This is a genomic window from Roseitalea sp. (assembly GCF_984466335.1).
Genome location: NZ_CFIFWG010000039.1, coordinates 1 through 20,472 on the forward strand (window position 1 = coordinate 1; position 20,472 = coordinate 20,472).

Consider the following 20,472-nt stretch of genomic DNA (forward strand, 5'->3'; position numbering starts at 1 on the left):
ACGAAGCGCCTCGAAGTCGATATCCGGCAGCAGGCGGCGCACCGCGTTCATCGCCGCCTCGCGGCACAGGGCGGCCAGATCCGCTCCCACGAAACCATGCGTCAGTCGCGCCAGCCCGTCGAGCGCGACATCCTGGGCGAGCGGCATGCCGCGGCTGTGGATTTCCAGGATCGTCTCCCGCCCCTCGGCGTCGGGAACGCCGATCTCGATTTCGCGGTCGAACCGGCCCGGACGGCGCAGCGCCGGGTCGAGTTCGTCGGGAATGTTCGTCGCGGCGATGACGACGACCTCGCCGCGGGATTTCAGGCCGTCCATCAGAGCCAGCAACTGGGCGACGACCCGCCTTTCGACCTGGCGGTCGCCGCTCATGCCCTCGCGCTTGTGGGCGATGGCGTCGATCTCGTCGATGAAGATGATGGCCGGCGCGTTGCGCTCGGCTTCCTTGAACATGTTGCGCAGATGCGCCTCGCTGGCGCCGTACCATTTCTCGATGATCTCGGGGCCGTTGACATGCAGGAAATTGACGCCGACCTCGTGCGCGATGGCCCGCGCGATCAGCGTCTTGCCCGTGCCGGGCGGACCGTACAAAAGCACGCCCCTCGGCGCCGAAATCCCCAGATGGTCGAAGACCTGCGGATAGCGCAGCGGCAGTTCGATCATTTCGCGCACGCGCCGGACCTCGCCGTGCAGGCCGCCAATGTCCTCATAGGTGACGGAGCTGCCGCCCTTGCCCACGCCCTCGAACTTGAGCGCCGTTGTCGGGCCGATCAGCACCGGGCCGCCGGGCTCGGTGTGCGTGACCGTAAATCCGTGCATCTGGGTGCCGACGGGATTGACGCGGACCTTGTCCTCGACAAGCACCGGCATGCCCTGCAACAAGCGGCTGACATAATCGCCCTGAAGACGGCGTTCGCCCGCAGCGCCGCGATCGGGCGCGAGCACGACCGTGCGCGCCGCGCGCGCCGCCGTGCGGCGCACGCCGACGCTCTCCTCCAGCGCCGCCCCTGCATTGGCGCGCACGATACCGTCCATCTGGATCAGCTTGCGGTCGCGGTGATCGGCATGCGCCAGCATCGCGCGCGCCACGGTGACGCGCTTGCCCGTGATCTCGATCACGTCGCCGATCTCGACCTGCAGGTCCCGCATATCCTTCGGGTCGAGGCGCACAAGCCCCCGACCGACATCCTTCGGCGGCGCCTCGGCCACCCTGAACGGCCTTTCAAGGCGCGGCTGGCCGGCGGTCAATGTGGTGTCCGCCTTCCTGGTTTGCGTTCCCGCCGACCGCTTGCTCATCCGGCCTGCTCCAATCGCTTCTCCAACCGTTCGAGACGTTCGCACAGATCGCGGTTTTCCTGCTCAAGCTGCCTGGCGCGCGTGGACAGTTCGGGATCGCTCTCCCACCAGTTGATGCCCAGTTCCTTGGCCTTGTCGACCGATGCGATCAGCAGCCTCAGCTTGATGCTGAGCAGTTCGATATCGACCAGCGACACCTTGACGTCTCCGGCGATCACCACACCCTTGTCGAGCACCCGTTCGAGAATGTCGGCCAGGTTGGTCGTCTGGAGCGATTGCGGCATACGGTCGTCCATGCGCTCACACCTCGCCGCCGGTCTGGTCGCGCCGGTAGCGGCGCTCGCGATGATAGCCGAGCAGGTCGCCGTTCTGGTCCAGCAGAACCTCGTAGGACGCGATCACATCGGTCGTGTTGGGGATGCGGCGCAGTTCGACCAGGTTCACCACGACCCGCCAGCCTTCCGCCGTCTTGGAGATTTCCGAGATGCTGTCGAGTTCAAGATCGACCATCTCGGTCAGAAGGTCCCTGGCTCCGGCGGCGGCCCGCGGCGCGGTAAGCTTCGCGCCGGCCAAGGCCCGCGGGGCCGGCGTTTCCTGCGGCATCGGCTCGGGCCCGCCCGGCATGGGCGAGCCGTCTTCGGTCGTCTTTGCTTCGGTGTTCATAGCGTAGCGTTCCTCTTGCGGCTTTCTCGCAGGCGCTCCATCAGGACTTGCTCGATGCGGTCATATTGCTCGTCGTCTATCTCGCCGAGGTCGTAGCGCAGTTCGAGCTCGGTGATCTGCCTGCGGATGCCGCCCTCGTCATAAAGTTCGTTTTCGGCCCGCCTGGCGATGGTCATCAAGGTCCACATCGCTCCCCGGAACGGGCCGCTCACGGGTGCCGCCAAAAGCCTCGCCAGCAATCCCAAAACCACCTCCCTTGCGCCTGCGTGCCGCCCGCGGTCAGCGCCCCGCCCCGTCCGGCAGCACGATCCCTATGAAGTTGTAGAGCGGCGCCGGACCGACCGCCTTGAACATGACCCGCGCGCCGATTTCACGGTCGAGCGCCCCGAGCGCGTTCTCGAAGGCGTCTTGCCGGTCGGCGGGCAGCAGGAAAGCCGCGTTCAGGGCCATGCGTTCGTTGACGGGCTCGTTGACGCGAACATCTTCGGCAAGCGGACGCAGCGCATCCAGGATCGTGGCGCTGTCGGCCCTGCGCTTTTCGGCGAGCGCGCCCTCCACCATTTCCCCCAGACGAATGCGCTCGCGATAGGTCTGCTCCGGCGGCTTCTGGCTGATCCGGTCCCTGAGCCTGCGGATGTCGCCATGGTCGGCGACAATGTCCCTGTAGAGGCCGTCCTCGTACCAGAACGCCTTGACGCCCATCTCGATCTTGCCGCCCATGCGGTCGAGCCATTGGGCGATGTCGTCATGGCGCTCCTTCAAAAGACCCGTGCTGACAGCCTCGATGTCCGGGGCGACGCTGCCGAAACGCACGGGAAGAACGGTGTGGTCGCGCATGGCCTCTTCAAGAACGCGCATGTGGGCGGTCATGTTGCGCCGCGTGCTGTCATATTCGGCATCGGGCGAATCGCTGACGATGGCCGCGAGATCACGATGGTGGATCGTGCGCACCGCGTGATCGGCACCGGCGACGCCCTTGGATGCGAAGGTGAGCGGCCGCGGGCAACGAATGACGCCGTAGATATATTTTCGCTCGAACAGGTCGGGCCGGTGTTCGGGTGCGTTGCGCGGATCGCCGATATCGGCCGAAGCGCCGGTCGTCATGGCAACACCTCATCGATTGCCCGCATCGTCGGACCGGCCGCCCGCGTTGCGGGCGCGCCGTCGCCGGCGATGCGGAAATGGACCCTTGCGGCCAGCCCGGCGCCGTCGATCCGCGCTGCGAGCGGCGCGAACGTCGCCTCCGCCCAGTCCCGCACCGATTTGGCCGCCATATCCGGCGTCAGCGCGAGATAGCGCTCGTAAAGGCCGCGATAGAGCGGCTCGAGTTCGGGCTCGAAACGCCGGAAAACCCCATCTTCCAGCATGGTTTCGAGCGCGCGCGCGCGCTCCTTTTGGCCAGCGCGCGCAAAGGCGGCGGTTTCCAGCGCGAACCGGCCGCAGGCATGAACGGAGGCCAGCAGGAGCAGCACGGACGCCGCGCGCGGGCTCAGCCGGCCGGCCTTGCCGGCGGCGTCCAGCCGCCCGGCGAGTTCATCGCGTCCGGCGACCGCCCGGCGGGCATCGCCGATGAAGATCCGGTTCAGGCGCATCAGCGCGTCGCCGAACCCGATGCGGATCGCCAACTCATTCGAAAAAACCTCCTGCGGGGCGTGCAGGCAAAGCTCGTGCGCCGGCGCGTGCACGAAGGGGGCGACGTCCACACCGCCGACCTCGTCGAAGGCCGCCTCGAAACGCAGGTCGCGCACCGCGCGCGTCGTTGCGTTTTCGGCCAGCGGGTGGGCATGCTCATGCGCCAGAAGGCCGCGAAGCGCCAGCGCATCCGCCCAAAGGCCCTGGCGCGCCATCAGGCCGCGATTGACGAAGATCGTCGATTCGGCGGGATCGGCGAGATTGTAGATATGCACCATCGGCCGCTGCGCGAGCGCCCGCGCCTCGGCAGGCGGGAGGACGGCATTGTCCGAAATCTGGTCGATGAGCGGATCGAGATCGTCGAATACGAACAGATTCAGCCATTTGCACGGCCAGTCCACATGACGCCGGAACTCGGATATAACCGCCCTTTCGCCGGCGATGATGCGGTCAAGACCGTCCTCGGTGTCCGCGATCACCTGCAGGCGGACGCCGTCAATGTCGTGCCGCGAGAAATGCCTGACCGCGTCCGACATCACTCCGGCGCCTTGGCGAACCGCAACTCGAGCAGACCGTTGCGATAGAGACGGCGCGTCGGCTCGGCCTCGATGCGCACCGTCAGTTCAAGCTCCTTGGCGTAGCGGTGCTCGCCGGTCGCCTGAAGCGTCAGCAGGCCGTCCGACACGGCAACTTCGATTTCCTGGTCTGATACGCCGGGCAGTTCGGCGACGATCAGCAGCTCATCGCCCTCGTCGAAGACATCGATCAGGGGTTCGCGTACATCGACCACCTCGGGTCCGCTCTTTGTCGGCTTGATGTTGCCGAAGGGCCGGACGCGCGTCTCGCCGTCAAGGCCCGTGCGCACGCTGAAGCCGTAGATGCCGCGGGCCTTTTCGCCCAGGCCCGGTATGTTGAACTCGCCGCCGCGCCGGATCTCTTCGCCACCGCTTTCGACGAGGCCCTCAAGGTGCCTGATGACCCCGCCGAGCCGGGAGAACATCTCGGCAAGACCTTCCTTGGAGGACGGCCCCTCCTTTGAGGACGGTCCCCGCCGTATACCGGGAGGAATGTTGCTGCGCCTGCGCTCGTTCACCTGTTTCGCCCTCGCTTTGCGCATGCCGCAGCATGCGACGTCAAAACTCGAATGCCACCTCTTGGCGCTTGGGAACCGAATCCGGCCCGCCTTTTTCCGGCTTGCGCCGCGCGGCTCCAGGCTTTGCGCCGTGGGCGCTCCGGCCGAAGGACGCCAGCACCTCGCCTATTTCCTCTTCGAGTTGCCTGAGGCGCCGTTCCGTCGTCGCCTTCTTGAGGGTCCAGACAGCCAACTGCTTCTCCAGGAGCGATTTCTGGTGTTGCATTCGTGCCAGACGGTGCGCGTTCTGGGCACCGTTCGACCCAGAACGCATCACGGACCCGTTTGTGGGGATATCGCCGATCCCCTTGATGCCGCCGTGGGCCATGGCTGAAGCTCCTCTAAACCCGTTTCTCCGGCATCGGGCAGCACGCCTATGCCTGGACGGCGTCTCCGGTTTTCGCCGCGCCCCCGACAACCCTGAGACGCCCGGCGCCGCAATGATGCTCTATCATGCTCAGCAGCAGCTTGCGCTGGGATGCCCGCTGATCGGTCGCACCGGTGCGCGGCGCACTCTTGCCTTCAAGCACATCCAGGCAGATCTGCACGAAATGGTCATCGTCCGAGGACGGACGCAGATCCTGGGCGGCCGTCAGCCTGGCGATCATTATGCAGGCACGCAGGGTCGGAAGCTGTTCATATTCGCCGGAGGCGCGGAATTCGCGGACCAGCCTGACGATGGCGGACGCCGCCTCGCGATCCAGGCCCGAGCGCGCCACGGCGATGGCGGCCTCCGAATCCTCGTCAAGGAAATCGACATTGAGCGTGATCATGCGGTCGCTGAGCGCATCCTGCGCTTCGTGCACGCCGGCATATTCCTGCGGATTGCTTGTGAAGATCACCCGGAAATCGGGATGCACCTTGATATATTCGTCCTTCTGGTTGGCGGCCGGCATGACCAGAAGCCGCTCCTCCAACACGCCAAGAAGGATATTGTTGGCCTCGGGCCGCGATCGCGTGAACTCGTCATAGATCAGCGTGCACCCTTCGCGGCAAGCGGTCGTCAAACGGTGGTCGGCCCAGTGCTGATTGGCCGTTTCCTCATATTTCAGCACCGAGTGGATGAAGCGGTCGACGACCTTGCGGTACTGATAGCTCGACTGCCGGCCGACCAGGTCGGAGGTGGACATCTCCTCGTCGCCGACCATCAGCATGACGGGCCGTTCGAGCTGCGCTGCCAGATGAAAGGCAAGCGTGGTCTTGCCCGAGCCCGCAGGCCCGCGCAGATGCAGGGGAAAACCAGCCTTGAGATAGTTGAAGGCGCGCCCGCGCAGAGCCTTCAGCGAGGGCGTCTCGACATAATCGGGACTTGGGCGCGGCGAAAGCGTCGTCACCGGTCTCGCCAAGGCTCCTGTCGCCGTGCTGGCCATAAGGTCTGCCTCCGAAATCCCATCTCAAGCCGGCATGGGCCGGCCGTCATTCCTCAACCGGCCGGACGGCGTCGTCATCACGCTCCCCGGACAAGGCAGGCTCGGCGCCGGCCGACAGATTGCGCGCCTCATCGATCCAGCCGGGGATGTCCGACATGGGAATGCCGCCGAGCTGCCGGCGCAGCGCATCGGGGTCCTGCGCACCCAGGGCGGCGAAGGTCGTCACGTTCAGCTTTGCCAGCCGGTCCGCCATGGCGGGTCCGATCCCCTTGATCTGCGTGAGGTCGTCGGCGATCGGCACCGGGTCGGGCTGTCGGGCGGGCGCCGGCGCGACCCTGTCCAGGGTCTGCGGCCGCACGGTGCGCGGCCCCACCCGCCGCGCCGCGCCGCGATTCTTACGCAAGGCGTCGATCATGTCGTCGACGCCGTTCCTCAAATCGGCTCTGAACGCGGCCAGAAGGCGGCGCTGTTCCAGAGCCGCGCGGCGGCGGCTCTCGCGTATGGCGGCAAGCTGGCGCTCGACCAGATCCGCCTGATCCTGGCGCGCGCCGCGCAGCGCCTTGAACTGGGCATGGCTGGCCTGCTTGCGGGTCGCGGCGAGCGCATCGACCATATCCTCGGCCTGACGCTTCATCTGCGTGACGACCGTCCGGAGCCCGCCCATATAAGCGCTAAGCGCGGCACCCTGCTTGACCGCGCCGTCCTGCCTGGCCCTGGCAAAGGCCTCGACCGCATCATCGACATCGCCGCGCATATCGGCAACATCGCGTCTCAACGCATCGATCTGGCGCCAAGCATCGGCCTGCCGCTCCCCGGCCAAGGCCCGCATGTGAGAGCGGAAGTCCGCCAGAAACTGTGCCGTGCCTTGCCGAATCGCATCCACCTCCAGCCGCCTCAAAGTCCGGTCCGGATCGAAAGTGTGGTAGTTTTCGGATGCAGGCATGTCCATTTTCCCATAAAACAGCGGCGTTCGTTTCGCCGGGAGAGACCGAGCCGACCGCAACGTCCATTGACCGGCCGTCCCCCGACGAATGGCATCTATGGCGTTTTGCTTTTGAAGCCGCTCAGGCTTCCTGAGGCTGTGCGGTCAGACCGACGGCCTCGGCGTATTTCAGGTAGGTGTCGACGCTTGCGACAACGACACGCGCCTCGACGGCCAGAAGCTCGATGCCGACCAGCGAAACACGCGCCCATGCATCGACGACGATACCCTTGTCCAGAATACGATCGACGACCTCGGCAAGACTGCCCGAAGCCATTGTTTTTTCTACTGCCATGATCCAATATCTCCTTGATTGTCGATCCGACCGGCGCATTGCTGCACCCAAGGCTCCGTAATGTAAACTCGGGTCGTTTATGTAGCTCTGCTAGGGAAAACCCTTGCTGCCCTGCCCCATGTCGATACACTGCATTTCCCGATCGCCGCGCCCTACGTATCCCTTAACTCAAAACAGGTCCTGGAATTTATTTTTGTATTGATCAGCACTAATATTAATTGAGTACAACATATCTTCTTTCGGTAAAGCATGGTTTATTTTTTCTTTATTTTTATCATATATCGATAATATTACTATCTTTCTTATAATCTCAGCGACAGAGCCTGTCTCCATCTTTTTCATCATCTTGCTTCTGTAGACCTCGATCGATTTAACGCTGAGATCGTATCGGATCGCCATCTGCTTGTTCGACAACCCGTCGAGCACGCCGACAAGAACTTCGCGCTCGCGCTTGGACAATCTGCGCAGCTTCTCGCGATCGGCGGCCATTTTCTGCCGGTTGATCCTGTCCGAGCGGTCGATGCCGATCCAGTGCTGGACGCGTTCAAGCAGAAGTTCGTCGTTGACCGGCTTTTCCAGATATTCCGCCGCGCCCATCTTGATGGCGCGCACGGCGGTTTCGACGTCGCCATAGCCGGTCAGGAAGATCACGGGCGAGAAGACGCCGGCCTGCCTGAGGCGCGCCAGGATCTCCATTCCGCCGAATTCGGGCATGCGGCTGTCAAGGACGATGCAGCACGGCCTGTCCGGCGTGAAGGCGCGGGCGAACTGAGAGGCGGACTGGGAGACGCACGTCTCAAGGTCCACCGATTCAAAAAGCAGCTTAAGCGATTCGCCGACGGCCTGATCGTCGTCGACAACATATATGGCCGCATCGGCTTTCACGCAATCAGGGCTCACTTCATGATCGGCAGTTCGAGACAGAAGGTCTCTCCGCCGTCCTCGTTCGGGCTTTCGCTGAGCGTCCCCCCCAGACGCTGGGTGAGAGTGCGGCAGATCGACAGGCCGAGACCCGATCCGCCCTCCTTGGTGGTGATGAAAGGCTCGTACAGGATCGGCCTTATGCTCTCGGGAACGCCGGAACCCGTGTCGGCGACGTCGATCTTGACGCGATCGGGCGCCGACATGGCCGTATGAACGGTCAGGCACCGCTCTCCGCCGGTCATGCCCGCCATGCTGTCGATCGCATTGACGACAAGGTTGAGCGCGATTTGCTCCACCGTCACGCGATCGGCGCGGACGGGGGGCAGTCCGTTCGTCAAATGCGGCTTGAGGACGACATGGGCCGCATGGCGCGTGGCGGCCGTCAGCTCGAAAACGGTGCGCATGGCCATGTTGACGTCGACGGGCCCCATGGCGCGGCGGCTGTTGCGAAAAACCCACCGCAGATGCTTGACGATCCGGCCCGCCCGCTCGGCCTCGTCGGCGATCTTGTCCAGGATCGGCATAAGCTGCTCCGGACGGTGGCGTCCCGATGCCAGAAGGCGGGTGCTGCTGCGCGCATAGTTGAACACCGCCGTCAGGGGCTGGTTGAGCTCGTGGGACAGAGCGGCGGACAACTCCATCAACCCCACCTGACGCTCGGCCTGGGCCAGGTCTCCCAGCGAGCGATGCACATCGGTTTCCATCCGGCGGCGCTCGGTGACATCGACGCCCAGCGTGCCGATGGCCGCCACCTGTCGCCGCTCCGGCAAGACGGGAAACTTAAGGACCAGGATGCGCCGCCGGCCGCCGCCGAAGCTCAGGTCGAGCTCCTTGCCGCTCGCGGCCGCGGTTTTTTCGACCCGCCTGTCGATCGCGGCGAGAAGATCGGCGTCCGCCTCGGGAAGAAAGTCGTGCATGGACGCGCCGATCATCGTTTCGGGCACCGCCTCGCACAAGCGCGCCACATATGTGTTGGCGTAAAGGAAAAAACCGTTCCGATCCTGCAACGTGAACGCCGCCGGCATCTGGTCCATGCTGGATGGCAAATTCAATTCATGGCACCAATCGCCTGGGTTTGGAGGCTTTTTTCCGCCGGGATGGGAGTGTTCGCTCTTCAATTCGTTAACCCAGTCTTACCGGTTAATTTTACCTCTACAGGATGTTTATTTATTGACTGATTTCAGTTGGATAAATGAAATTTTCAAGTTTTAATGAAATTTTTATATAATTAATACTCAATAGTCCCATTCCGATATTTTAGAATTGGATTTCAGTCGCTTCGCAAATCAGGCGAGGAGACGGGACGGGTCGTTTTTGCAAGGCGGCCACGGCATTAAATGGCCTCCCGCCAATCCCATTCGGCGAAGCTGGCTGCCGGCACAACCGGGGGTATAAATCCCCTAATCGAACATCTGGGTCTTGACGACGACGCAGCCATCGCCGGAGAACGGCAGGAAATAGACGTAGCTGCCCTGCCCGTTGTGCCAAGCCTGCACCCGGTCCCCAAAGGCCACATTTTCGGCAAATGTCGCAAAATAGGTGGCCTGAACCGCCCCGCACCGTTCGCCGAAGGCGGCAACGGTCTGGTAGGCGGACCGGCAAGCCCGGTCGCCGACGGGCACCGAAACGAGGGTGGAGATGGTATCGAGGCCGGTCCGGTCGCGCGCGGCGATGGTCGCCGAGAAGCTGCCTTCCTGGGCCTGGGGGCGGACGCGTTGCGACAGCGCGGTGTAGCTTTGCCCCTGCGTCAGGAAGTCGGAAATGCGCGCGATCTGGGGCATGCACGCCCTCATGTCCCAGGCATCGGCCTGTCGCGCCACGCTGTTGGAGGCCGGCACCGCCGGGGCCTCTTCAAGGCCCGCATCCTGAAGGCCCGCATCGCCCTCGACCGGCGGGACGACGCGATCCTGCTTGATCGACTGCGCGCCCGCGACGATCGGCCCGCGCGCGTCCGGCCAGTCGCCGGCGATGAAGAAGAGCATCAGCGCCGCGGCCCCGCCGCATGCGAGCACGACGAGCAAACCCAGCCAGACACCGCGCGAGCGCCCAGGCGCTTTCGTGCCGCCGGGCGACGAGGCAGTCTTCATGTCAGCATCCTCCGAACGGGCCCACCCCGTTTTCCATTCCAGGAACCGGTAGCCGGGATCGGGCATGTCCGCCTCCCTTTCAGGGAACGTCGTCTCGATGAAGTTCGGACCGGGGGTACTCGGTACACATCCGTCCCGGTCCGGGCCGGGGTATGGGGCGCCCCGGCCGCCCGTCATGTGCGCGGGCAGCGCATGACGGGCACTCGCGATATCGTTTCAAGTCGACCCGGCATTGTGTTTCGATGCCGCATTGCCGGGCCGGGCTTCGTCCGGCCCGGCCGGCTGCTCGGTCCGCTTCGGCGTCGGCGCCCGCTGCGAGGCGCCGGCCCCCGGCGCCACCGCGCGGCCGTTCGCGCCGACCGGCCGGCCCGTGGCCTCGCCCTGCGCGGCGTTGTAGCGCGCCAGCACGGCCTGATCGGCGCGCAAATGGCGCAGGAACATGTGCGAAATGTCCGACCAGACCGCCAACTGGTGCTTCATATGGGCCTCGCTGACCCCGCTGTGGACGACGACGTCCATGTCGAGAAAGATGTGCGTATCGGTCCGGTAGACGCGGGCGAAGCGGTTCCGCCGGTTCCAGAACGCACTGACGACGGGCGAGATCTGCTGGTCGATCGAAAACGGCGCCGACAGGGTGAAATCGGTCCAGCCGGCCTTGCCGGGAGCCTTGGTGCCGAAGCAGATGTTGAAGTTGACGCCGTTGACCGTGCTGACGATCCGAGGCGCGTCCTTGCCGCCGGCCGGAGAGGCGGGCCAGCCCATCTGCTTGAGAAGCGCGGCGATGGTGGTGGCATTGACCGTTTCGATGAGGCGCTCGCCCATGGGGTTGTGTCCTTCTTTGCGTTGCGTGCGGCGGCATGCGTCGCCGCCGCCGTTCCTTCACTGGGCGGCACCGCCCTCGCCGGCGCGCGCGCCGGCGGCGAACATCGCGATCAGCGTCGCCGGATCGGGAATGCCGGTCTCGGAGATGCCGCGCGCCGCCTGAAACGCGATCAGCGCCCGGCGGCTCTGCGGCCCGTAGAGCCCGTCCGCCGCGCCGGCGGGCAGGAACCCTTCGTCGATCAGCCGTTGCTGCACACCGCGGAAAACGGCCCTGCGCACCGTCGTCGAGGCGCCCTCCGGGCCGATCCGGACGAGTTCGCTCTCCTCGGACAGGGCAGCGCCCGCAAACGAGGCGATCACCTGCGCGATCACCGCCTCGAACATGGCGTCCGGATTGGAACCGCACACGTTCAGCGCCAACCGCGCCACGACCGCATTGTCCACGATGGGCAAAGCCTCGAAGAGGCCGGGCGTCGACCGGTTGACATGGCTGACATAGCCCGCGGTCCACAGCGCCGCCGCGTCCGTGACATTGTCGGCGGCCTCGCCGTCGAGCGCGGCCGTCAGGTCGCCGCAGGACCGCGAGCCGACGCCGCGCACGGCGAACTGGCCCGTTTCGGTGGCCGCCAGCGCGCCGGGAACGGCGACGATGGGCGCCGCGCCCAGCGCGGCCGCAAGGCCCAAGGTGGCAAGGGACGCCGTTATTCGATCAAGGGACATCGGTCGGGCCTCATACAAACAAGGGGCGGGAAGGGGGCGGTACGAGGGGGCGCCACCCCCTTCCCGGAACCGACCGCAGCGGGGCAAGGCCACGGCCGGTGTTGGTGTCGCGGCCCTTAGCGGGACACGCGGGCGATCGCGTTCGAGACGCTGTTGCCCGTGGCCGACGCCGACACGCTGTTGCCAGTCAGGGCAAAGGACGAGCCGGTGACGGGATTGACGGAACCCACGCCGGAGGTGGCGCTCAGGCCGGTGGAGGCAAGGGCCAGTTGGGCGCCGGAAACCGTGGCGGAGACCGAGGAGAGGTTGGCCTGGACATTGCCGATGGCCGCCGTCGGGCTGCCGGTGTTCAGGCCGACGAGCGAGACGCGGTTGACCGCGCTGTTGCCCAGTGCCTGCGCCGTCACCCTGTTGCCGGCCAGCGACACGGTGCCGTTGGTGACGTTGGCACTGCCAGCGGTGGCGTTGGGATCGGCATTGAGCGCGATCCGATAGACCGCATTTTCGCTGCGGGCCGATACGGGTGCTCCCTCGGCATTGGTCTGCACGTTGAGCATGGCATAGGTCGCATCCGCCGTGACCGTCTCGCTTTGCGGACCCACTATTGGGACGACGCTTGCGCCCGCAGAGCCGGCCTGCGTTGCGGCATAACCCGCCCCGGCCACGGCTTCGAGCGTGTTGACCGCGCGGTTGGCGCGGGCCAGCGCCTCGGTGCTGTTGCCTTCCACGCTCACCGTGCCGTTCGACAACGCACCGGCCGCGGGTATTCCAGCCTGTGCGGCCGTGCCGGTCAGCGTCAGGTCGAGCGACGATGTGGCGTTGGCCTCCACGGTGGCGAAGCTGTTTTGCCGGTTGGAGACGCCGCCGGTGGCCGTCAGCGCCGATGCGCCGTCAAGCGCCAGGCTGTTGGTGGCGCGGTTGGCGGACGCCTCGCTGTAGGTGGCGTTACCGTTGGCGACCAGCGTGCTGTCGACGAGGCCCGTGGTCGCCGCCGCCGCCTCGTTGTTGGCGATCGACGTGGCGGCCGTGCTGGTCAAGCTCGCGCCCACGCCGGCCTGCTGCGTGTTCTGCACCATATGGTCGGCATTGATCGTTGAAAACGGATCCGTCCCACCCGAGGTGTAGCCCAGATCGGCATTTTCCGCCGTGGAAGCGACCGTGTTCACCGAGGCGCCGGACACCGATGCGGCATTGGTCGCATCGTTGAGCACGCCGAGCGCCGTGTTGGTGTTGGACGACATATTCACGCTGGACGTGCCAACCGCCGCCGGGGCGCGCACGTCCATGCCGGCCGTCACGTCGATATCGGCGATGCCGCTCTGCCGCGACACCAGCGCCGAGACGGCCCTTATGGCGCTGCCTTCCATATCGAGTGCGTTGTCGCCCACATTGCCGACCGAGGTGGCGCGCACGCTGTTGCCGGCCACATCGAGCGTCGTGCCCGAGATCGTGACGTTGTCGGGCGCCGGCGTGGCGGCGAGGTCGAGATCGGGCGTGTCGATGGTGAAGGCGCCATAGGCCGTGCTGTCCAGCACCTGCGGCACGCCGGGATTGTCGCCCGCCCGCTGTTCGCTGATCAGGGCGTGATCGGCACCATCAACGCTTATCTCATCAAGGCCCACGAGACCGACCGACGCGGTCGGCACCGTTCCGCCGGTGGTGGTCGCGATGGTCGCCGCCTCCACCGACAGCGCGTTGGCCACGCTGTTGGCGGTGACCGCGCCGTTCACCTGGTTGCCGGCGACCGACAGGGCGGAGTCGGCAATCGCTTCGCCGAAGGCGGCGATGCGCACGGCGCTGGCGTTCGCCGGCGGACCCGCCTCGCCGACCGCGGTCGTGATGTTGGCATTGCTGTCCTGGAAGTTCTGCAACCCGCTGTTGGTGGTGACGGCATTGGCGGCGATCGACAGCGCGTTGACGGCACGGTTGCCAGTGCCTTCGGCCGTCAGCACATTGGTGTCGGACGTCACGCTCGCCCCGGTGACGGTGTTCGAGGTCGGGGCCGGGTTGGTTACAGGATCTCCCGTCGAGCCGAGCACGGTGACGATGCTCGCGGAAGCCAAAAAGCTCGGCGGATCGCCGGCCAGCGACGCGGTGACCGCGCCGTCGCCGGACTGGGCGTTGGTCAGGCCGAACGCGTTCGCATTGGCGAAGCCGGTCCCAGAGACGCCCACTTCGGCAAAGGCGGACGCGGCATCGATGGTGGTCGCGGTCACGTCGAGCGCGTTGTTCGCCTCGCTGCCGGTGGCGACCGCCTGCACGCTGTTGGCCGAGGTCGACACGGTGGAGCCGTCGACCAGGTCCTCCACGAAGGAGAGGACCACGGCGCCGGACGTCGCCCCACCCGGCGGCACCTGCGCATTGCCGCCCGAAACGATGGCGGAGACGTCCGCACCGACCACCGCCTGCGTGTTGGCCAACTGGCCGACCGAGACGCTGCTGGCCGTGCCCTGATCGATGGTGCCGGCATCGAGCGCGAGCCTGTTTGTCGCATCGAGGCCCTGGCCCGCCGCCATGAGGATGTTGCGGTCGTTGGCCGCGCTGCCGCCGGTCAGGTCGCCCGCGACCGAAAGGCCGACAAGGTTTCCGCTGGCCTCCGCCGTAACGGCGCTTTCCAGAGACTGGTCGCTGAGCACGCCGAACGCCCCGGAGACTTCCGGCTGGGCGGCCGTCGAGTGGAACGGACGACCCGTAGCGTTAATGGGAACGTCGATGGCGGTGCCGGTCAACTCAGCAAGGTTCACGGCGTTGGCGTCCACCGACACGCTGTTGGTGGCCGTATTGCCGTAGCCGACGGCGCGCTGGGTGTTGCGCGTCACCGCCAGGCTGCTGCCCTCGACATGGGTGCCGGCGACCAAGCCGACCGACGCGCCGGACAAGGTGGAGGACGTCGGCGAGGTGTTGTCCACGGCTTGCACGCTGGCGATGCCGGCGCCCGCGCCCACCGTGTTGCCGTCGAGCGACAGCGCGTTGGTGCCCCGGTTGGCGAGCGCGACGGCTTCCTGCGTGTTCATCTCGGTGGTCAGCGTGCTGTCCGCGATCAGGGCGCGGGCCTGCCCGGTCAGGGCGCGCCGCGAATCGGCACCGAGGCCGATCTCCGAGTCCTCGTTCAACACGGTGAGCGTGCTGCCATAGTTCGCCTGAAGGCTGGCGATGGTGACGTTTCCGGTGGCGGTGACGTTGCCTTCATTGTCGATGCCGCCCGTGCCGCCCACCAGATCCGCATTCGCCGGGGTGACACCGCCCCCCGAATTCAGCGTGTTGGCGGCGAGCGCGACGGTCTGCGTGGCGTCGTTGCCGATGCCGGTCGCCGCGATGACGTTTTCGGAAACGGCGACCGCGCTCTGGCTGGTCACGCCCGCGGGGCCGGTGGGGCCGACATCGTCGGGCGCCGCGACGGCGGTGATCTCCACGCCGCGCGTGGTGGCCGACGCGGCGATACCGTCATTGGCCTGCTGGTTGGAGACGGTGACCGTGGCGTCGAAGGACGCCGCGTTCGCGCCGCTCGCCACCGCGCTCGACGCGCTGTTGGCGACGGTCCGCGAACTCGCCTCGTTGCCGGCCAGCGTGATGGTGCCCTCTTCCAGCGAGCGCACGAAGGCGGTGATCGCGCCGTTCTCGGTCGTGCTTGCCAGGGTGGGGGGCGTGGGGGCCGGCCCGTCCACATTGCCCTGGCTGCTCTGGATCACGAAATCGGCGGTCGAAGTGCTTTGAAGATCGCCGGTATCGGTGCCGATCGCGGAGCCGGGCGTGCCGGTGGTGCCCGGCCCGTCGACCGAGACGGCATCGCCGATCACGATGCGGTTGCCCGCCGTGCCGTTGCCGCCGTTCGCCTGGTTGCCGACCAGCGCGCTGGAGATGGTGTTGCCCTGCACCGACAGGCCGCCATTGAGCGTGTTGACGGCGGTGGGGGGACCCGCGTCACCCTCCACCCGCGCCGCGATGGTCGAATCGCTGTTGGTCGCGGACGCCGAGGACGCCACATTGCCTTGCAGGTTGGTGAGCACCGCAGAGCCCGCGAAGGTCGGCGCGCCGCCGGCCTGGATGTCGATCGTGCTCGCCGCCATGTTGCCGGTGAGCGCTGCGCCGATCGTGTTGGCGTCGAGCGTGGGCGAACTGTCCACATCGTTGTCGAAGGTGGACGACAGCGTCAGCGAGATGCTGTTGCCCGGCTCGGCCGGTGCAGGGCCGACCGCCGGTTCGGCGTTGACCGATGCGCCAAGGGTGACGCCCTGATTGGCCTGGACCGAGGTGGCGACCACGGTGCCGTCGGCGTCGAGCAGGTTCGCCGCGGTCCCGCTATAGTCGATGGCGGATGAGCCCTGCGTGGCCGACGCATAGCCGCTGGGGATCGCGCCGGCGAGCACGGTGGTGCCCGCATTGCCGGTCGCCACGGCCTCGATCCTGTTGGCGCTGTTGACGGCCGTGCCGGAGGTGAAGTCGGTCAGGTTGATGGAGAACGAACTGTCGATCACCGACGCCGTGACGTTCCCGTCCGTGGCATTGCTCGCCACGCCGAGCGCGGCGGCGCCATCGTTCACAGGCGACGGCGTGCCGTCGTCGATCAGCGACAGGTCCAGCGCATTGGCGAAGGTGTTGGCCGTCGCGTTGGCGTTGATGATGTTGGCGGTGACGGTGTTGGTCGTGCCGGCCTGCGTGCCGGTGACCGTCTGGCTGCCCTGCGCGCCGGTGACCGTGGCGGTGATCGCCTGGATGTTGGTGACCGGCGAATTGACGGTCAGGTGCCCGGTGGCGATGGGATTGGTGAGGGCCTGGTCCACCACCCTGGTTTCGGCGGCATGGGCGCCGCCGGCCATCAGGGCCGCGATGACGGTGGTTCCGGCACCGCCGAGAAGCCTTGTCCTGGTTGCGTTCGTCCTGGTTGCTTTTGTCCTGGTTGCCTTCGCCATTGGAGCGCTCCCTGTGAGTTGGCTTCGGATCCGCATACGCGCTTCGAAAACATGCCCCGAAGAGACGGGAAGGGGACGGTACGAGGGGGCGCCACCCCCTTCCCGGAACCGACCGCGGCGGGGCAAGGCCACGGCCGGTGTTTGGTGTCGCGACCCTTAGCGGGACACGCGGGCGATCGCGTTCGAGACGCTGTTGCCCGTGGCCGACGCCGACACGCTGTTGCCGGTCAGGGCAAAGGACGAGCCGGAGACGGGATTGACGGAGCCCACGCCGGAGGTGGCGCTCAGTCCGGCGGAGGCCAGGGCCAGCGCGGCACTGGTCACCGTGGACGTGATGCCGGCGGTGTTGGTCTGGCTGCTGCCGATGGCCGCCGTCGGGCTGCCGGTGTTCAGGCCCACCAGCGAGACGCGGTTGACCGCGCTGTTGCCCAGTGCTTGCGCCATCACGCTGTTGCCGCGTAGCGACACGGTGCCGTTGGTGACGTTGGCACTGCCGCCGGTGGCGTTGGGATCGGCGTTGAGCGCGATCCGGTAGACAGCATTTTCGCTGCCGGCCGAAACCGCTCCTTCGTTGAGCTGCACGTTGAGCGCGGCATAGGTCGCGTCCACGGCAAGCCTCGACGGATCGATGCCCGAGCCCGCATTCGGGGCCTGCGCGGTGGCGTAACCCGCCCCGGCCACGGCTTCGAGCGTGTTGACCGCGCGGTTGCCGCGGGCCAGCGCCTCGGTGCTGTTGCCTTCCATCGCCACCGTGCTGTTCGACAGCGCGCCCGCCGCATTGATGGCGGGCGTCGCACCGGTGTTCTCAACCGTGCCGGCCAGCGTCAGCGCGACGTTCGAGGTGGCGGTGGCCTCCACGGCGGCCTCGCTCGCTTGCAGGTTGGAGACGCCGCCATTGGCCGTCAGCGACGATGCGCCGTTGAGGGCCAGGGTGTTGGTGGCGCGGTTGGCGGACGCCTCGCTGTAGGTGGCGTTGCCGTTGGCGACCAGCGTGCTGTCGACGAGGCCGGTGGTCGCCTCCGCCGCCGCCTCGTTGTTGGCGATCGACGTGGTGGCCGCGCTGGTCACGCTCGTTTCCGCCGCCTGCGCGTTCTGCACCAGATGGTCGGCCACGGCGAGGAGCGGGCCGGTCCCGGTGAAGCCGAGATCGGCATTGGCCGGCGCGGCGGTGAGCGTGCTCACCGAGCCGCCGGACACCGTTGAGGCGTTGGTGGCGTCGTTGAGCACGCCGAGCGCCGTGTTGGTGTTGGACGACATGTCCACGCTGGACGTGGCGACCGCCGCCGGCGCGCGCACGTCCATGCCCGCCGTCGCGTCGATGGCGGCATCGCCGCCCTGCCGCGAGAGCAGCGCCGAGCCGGCCGCGATGGCGTTGCCCTCCAGCGCGACCGCGTTGTCGCCCACATTGCCGACCGAGGTGGCGCGCACGCTGTTGCCGGCCACGTCGAGCGTCGTGCCCGAGATCGCGACATTGTCGCCATTCGCGATGTCGAGGGCGGGCGTGTCGACGGTGAAGGCGCCGTAGACCGTGCTCTCCAGCGTCTCGGCCGCGCCCTCCGTGCTCACCTGCTGCTCGCTGACCAGGGCATGGTCGACATTCTCAACAACCATCAACGCCAGCCCTTCCGGCGTGACAGTGCTGTCCGGGGCGTCCGTGCCGGTGGTGCCCGCGATGGTCGCCGCCTCGACCGACAGCGCATTGGCCGCGCTGTTGCCGGTGACCGCGCCGTTCACCCGGTTGCCGGCGACCGACAGGGTGGAGTTGGCGATGTCATTGCCGAAGGTGGCGATCCGCACGCCGCCGGTGGCCAGGGTGTCCGGCACGGTGGGAGCGGTGAGGGTCGGGAAGTTGCCGGTGCCTGTCGTAATCCCAGAGCCGGTACCGCTAGGCGGAACGTCGGCATCCGCGTTTTCTTGGGAGGTGGCGGTAATACCGGCCGCAGGGCGCGTCAAGATGCCCGGAGACGATTCCACCCAGCCCTCGGAGATCAGGTGCTGAATGGCCGCCTCTTGCGAAGTGCCGCCAACGGGTGTGATGCTGCTCGTATCGATGAACAGGTCGCCGCCGGTCCATGCGGTGCCAGTGTGGCTCAGATTCTGACCGGTGATGGTGTAGTTGAAATCGCCCCCTACACCCCCGGCCAGGCCCGGAGCGCCGACTGCGGTCGTGATGTCCGCGTCGGTGACCTGGACGTTCATCAAGCCGCTGTTGGTGGTGGCGTCGTTGGCCGCGATCGACACCGCGTTGGACGCGCGGTTGCTGGTGCCTTCCGCCGTCAGCACATTGTTGGCGGAGACGACGCTCGACCCGTCGATGGTCTGCGGGGTCGGGGGCGTCGTCGTGGTGGGGCCCGCATTCACCCCTTCGGAACCGAGCAGTGTGACGATGCTCGCCGAAGGCACGACACTGGACGGAGCGCCGGCCAGCGACGCGGTGACCGTGCCGTCGCCGGACTGGGCGTTGGTCAGGCCGAACGCGTTGGGGTTGGTCAACCGCGACGGCGTCGTAGTGGGGGGGCTCAACAACAGACCGGGAGAACCAGCGGCGACGTCGACGGTGTTGCCGGTGACGGCGAGCGTGTTGCTCGCCCCGCTGCCGGTGGCGACCGCCTGCACGGTGTTGGTCGAGGTCGAGACGGTGGAACCGTCGAGGTCGTCCTCCACGAAGGAGTAGACCACGGCGCCGCGCGCGGCGGTGCCCGCCGCCCCCTCGGTCCGCACCCGCGCATTGCCGCTGGCGACGATGGCGGACACGTCCGCGCCCGCGCCTTCCACCGCCTGGGTGTTGAGCAACTGGCCGACGACGGTGTCGCCGGTCTGTTCGAGCGTGCCGGCATCGAGCGCGATGGCGTTGCTCGCATCGAGGCCCTGGCCCGCCGCCATGAGGGTGTTGCGGTCGTTGGCCGCGCCGCTGCCGATCAGGTCGCCCTCGACCTCAAGGCCGACAACGTTCGCGCTGGCCGTCGCCGCGACGGCGCTTTCCAGCGACTGGTCGCTGAGCAGGCCGAACGCCGCGGTGAGGAGCGGTTGAGCGGCACTGGTGTGGAAGGGCTGCCCCGGGGAGGTGTCTAAGAACGTGGCGGCGACCCCGCCGCCCGCCGCGATGTCCACGCTGTTGGCGTCCACCGACAGGGTGTTGGCGGCCGTGCCGCCATAGCCGATGGCCTGCTGGGTGTTGCCCGTGACCGACAGGCTGCTGCCTTCGACATGCGTCGCGGCGACCGCCCCGGCCGATGCGCCGGACAGGACGGACGCGATATTCGAGCCGTCGTCCACGATCTGCACGCTGGCGATGCCGGCGCCGCCGCCCACCGTGTTGCCGTCCAGCGACAGGGCGTTGGTGCCCCGGTTGCCGAGCGCGACGGCCTCCTGCGTGTTCAGGTCGGCGGCCAGCGTGCTGTTCGCGATCCGATCCGGCAGGGGGCCCGCGCCCTCACGCGAATCGGCACTAAGGCCAACCACCGAGTTCTCGTTCGTCACGGTGAGCGCGCTGCTGTAGTTGGACTGAAGGTTGGCGAGGGTGGCATTGCCGAAGGCGGTGACGTTGCCGTCATCGTTTGTGCCGGCCGTGCCGCCGGTCAGGCTCACATTCGCCGGGGTGACACCGCCCCCCGAATTCAGCGTGTTGGCGGCGAGCGCGAC

General features: G+C 66.9%; 18 protein-coding genes. All 18 read right to left on the bottom strand.

Going from position 1 to position 20,472, the window contains the following annotated elements; genetic code table 11:
* Positions 1-1,293: AAA family ATPase (locus tag AC5E6L_RS05535; protein WP_491771824.1), on the bottom strand; the 1,293-nt coding region annotated here is incomplete at its 3' end.
* Entirely contained in the window at positions 1,290-1,589 is a 300-nt protein-coding gene (locus AC5E6L_RS05540) for a gas vesicle protein (protein ID WP_491228743.1), read from the bottom strand. The genes AC5E6L_RS05535 and AC5E6L_RS05540, both read right to left, overlap by 4 nt.
* A 4-nt stretch (positions 1,590-1,593) precedes the next feature.
* Positions 1,594-1,956: a gas vesicle protein GvpO gene (locus AC5E6L_RS05545; RefSeq protein ID WP_491228744.1), complete on the bottom strand. Its 363-nt coding sequence runs from the start codon at positions 1,954-1,956 to the stop codon at positions 1,594-1,596.
* Entirely contained in the window at positions 1,953-2,168 is a 216-nt protein-coding gene (locus AC5E6L_RS05550) for a gas vesicle protein GvpG (protein WP_491771827.1), read from the bottom strand. Before AC5E6L_RS05550 ends, AC5E6L_RS05545 begins: the two co-directional genes overlap by 4 nt.
* 67 nt (positions 2,169-2,235) lie before the next feature.
* A complete protein-coding gene (locus AC5E6L_RS05555; protein ID WP_491228746.1) occupies positions 2,236-3,060 on the bottom strand; it encodes a GvpL/GvpF family gas vesicle protein in 825 nt (274 codons plus the stop codon).
* Complete coding sequence (locus tag AC5E6L_RS05560) at positions 3,057-4,124, bottom strand: hypothetical protein (protein WP_491771829.1); 1,068 nt, start codon at positions 4,122-4,124, stop codon at positions 3,057-3,059. Before AC5E6L_RS05560 ends, AC5E6L_RS05555 begins: the two co-directional genes overlap by 4 nt.
* The gene (gene gvpH, locus AC5E6L_RS05565; protein WP_491228748.1) at positions 4,124-4,588 is read right to left on the bottom strand and encodes a gas vesicle protein GvpH; all 465 of its coding nucleotides are present in this window, start codon (positions 4,586-4,588) and stop codon (positions 4,124-4,126) included. Before gvpH ends, AC5E6L_RS05560 begins: the two co-directional genes overlap by 1 nt.
* Before the next feature lie 133 nt (positions 4,589-4,721).
* Positions 4,722-5,048, bottom strand: coding sequence for a hypothetical protein (locus AC5E6L_RS05570; RefSeq protein WP_491228749.1), 327 nt, complete (start codon positions 5,046-5,048; stop codon positions 4,722-4,724).
* A gap of 46 nt (positions 5,049-5,094) precedes the next feature.
* Positions 5,095-6,054, bottom strand: coding sequence for a gas vesicle protein GvpN (gene gvpN / locus AC5E6L_RS05575; RefSeq protein WP_491771831.1), 960 nt, complete (start codon positions 6,052-6,054; stop codon positions 5,095-5,097).
* Between the two features lie 82 nt (positions 6,055-6,136).
* Entirely contained in the window at positions 6,137-7,033 is an 897-nt protein-coding gene (locus AC5E6L_RS05580; RefSeq protein ID WP_491228751.1) for a helix-hairpin-helix domain-containing protein, read from the bottom strand.
* A gap of 121 nt (positions 7,034-7,154) precedes the next feature.
* On the bottom strand, positions 7,155-7,367 hold the full coding sequence (gvpA, locus tag AC5E6L_RS05585) for a gas vesicle structural protein GvpA (RefSeq protein WP_491228752.1): 213 nt from the start codon (positions 7,365-7,367) through the stop codon (positions 7,155-7,157).
* A gap of 168 nt (positions 7,368-7,535) precedes the next feature.
* Positions 7,536-8,252 carry a response regulator transcription factor gene (locus AC5E6L_RS05590; protein ID WP_491771834.1) on the bottom strand — a complete coding sequence of 239 codons (717 nt, stop codon included), beginning with the start codon at positions 8,250-8,252 and terminating at the stop codon, positions 7,536-7,538.
* A gap of 11 nt (positions 8,253-8,263) precedes the next feature.
* Positions 8,264-9,316, bottom strand: a complete 1,053-nt coding sequence (locus tag AC5E6L_RS05595; protein WP_491771836.1) for a sensor histidine kinase — start codon at positions 9,314-9,316, stop codon at positions 8,264-8,266.
* A 375-nt stretch (positions 9,317-9,691) separates the two neighbouring features.
* On the bottom strand, positions 9,692-10,378 hold the full coding sequence (locus AC5E6L_RS05600; protein ID WP_491228755.1) for a hypothetical protein: 687 nt from the start codon (positions 10,376-10,378) through the stop codon (positions 9,692-9,694).
* Between the two features lie 216 nt (positions 10,379-10,594).
* Positions 10,595-11,200, bottom strand: a complete 606-nt coding sequence (locus tag AC5E6L_RS05605; RefSeq protein ID WP_491228756.1) for a YbjN domain-containing protein — start codon at positions 11,198-11,200, stop codon at positions 10,595-10,597.
* 57 nt (positions 11,201-11,257) lie between these two features.
* On the bottom strand, positions 11,258-11,920 hold the full coding sequence (locus AC5E6L_RS05610) for a peptidoglycan-binding domain-containing protein (protein WP_491228757.1): 663 nt from the start codon (positions 11,918-11,920) through the stop codon (positions 11,258-11,260).
* Positions 11,921-12,036: 116 nt separating this feature from the next.
* Positions 12,037-16,830, bottom strand: coding sequence for a beta strand repeat-containing protein (locus tag AC5E6L_RS05615; protein ID WP_491771839.1), 4,794 nt, complete (start codon positions 16,828-16,830; stop codon positions 12,037-12,039).
* 156 nt (positions 16,831-16,986) lie between these two features.
* Positions 16,987-20,418 carry a beta strand repeat-containing protein gene (locus AC5E6L_RS05620; RefSeq protein WP_491771841.1) on the bottom strand — a complete coding sequence of 1,144 codons (3,432 nt, stop codon included), beginning with the start codon at positions 20,416-20,418 and terminating at the stop codon, positions 16,987-16,989.
* Positions 20,419-20,472 lie beyond the last annotated feature (54 nt).

Coding starts and splice junctions, on each gene's coding strand:
- AC5E6L_RS05595 (WP_491771836.1), bottom strand. CDS start 9,316: ATGCCGGCGGCGTTCACGTTGCAGGATCGGAACGGTTTTTTCCTTTAC.
- AC5E6L_RS05580 (WP_491228751.1), bottom strand. CDS start 7,033: ATGCCTGCATCCGAAAACTACCACACTTTCGATCCGGACCGGACTTTG.
- AC5E6L_RS05600 (WP_491228755.1), bottom strand. CDS start 10,378: ATGAAGACTGCCTCGTCGCCCGGCGGCACGAAAGCGCCTGGGCGCTCG.
- AC5E6L_RS05610 (WP_491228757.1), bottom strand. CDS start 11,920: ATGTCCCTTGATCGAATAACGGCGTCCCTTGCCACCTTGGGCCTTGCG.
- gvpH (WP_491228748.1), bottom strand. CDS start 4,588: ATGTTCTCCCGGCTCGGCGGGGTCATCAGGCACCTTGAGGGCCTCGTC.
- AC5E6L_RS05605 (WP_491228756.1), bottom strand. CDS start 11,200: ATGGGCGAGCGCCTCATCGAAACGGTCAATGCCACCACCATCGCCGCG.
- AC5E6L_RS05615 (WP_491771839.1), bottom strand. CDS start 16,830: ATGGCGAAGGCAACCAGGACAAAAGCAACCAGGACGAACGCAACCAGG.
- AC5E6L_RS05545 (WP_491228744.1), bottom strand. CDS start 1,956: ATGAACACCGAAGCAAAGACGACCGAAGACGGCTCGCCCATGCCGGGC.
- AC5E6L_RS05560 (WP_491771829.1), bottom strand. CDS start 4,124: ATGTCGGACGCGGTCAGGCATTTCTCGCGGCACGACATTGACGGCGTC.
- gvpA (WP_491228752.1), bottom strand. CDS start 7,367: ATGGCAGTAGAAAAAACAATGGCTTCGGGCAGTCTTGCCGAGGTCGTC.
- AC5E6L_RS05555 (WP_491228746.1), bottom strand. CDS start 3,060: ATGACGACCGGCGCTTCGGCCGATATCGGCGATCCGCGCAACGCACCC.
- AC5E6L_RS05540 (WP_491228743.1), bottom strand. CDS start 1,589: ATGGACGACCGTATGCCGCAATCGCTCCAGACGACCAACCTGGCCGAC.
- AC5E6L_RS05570 (WP_491228749.1), bottom strand. CDS start 5,048: ATGGCCCACGGCGGCATCAAGGGGATCGGCGATATCCCCACAAACGGG.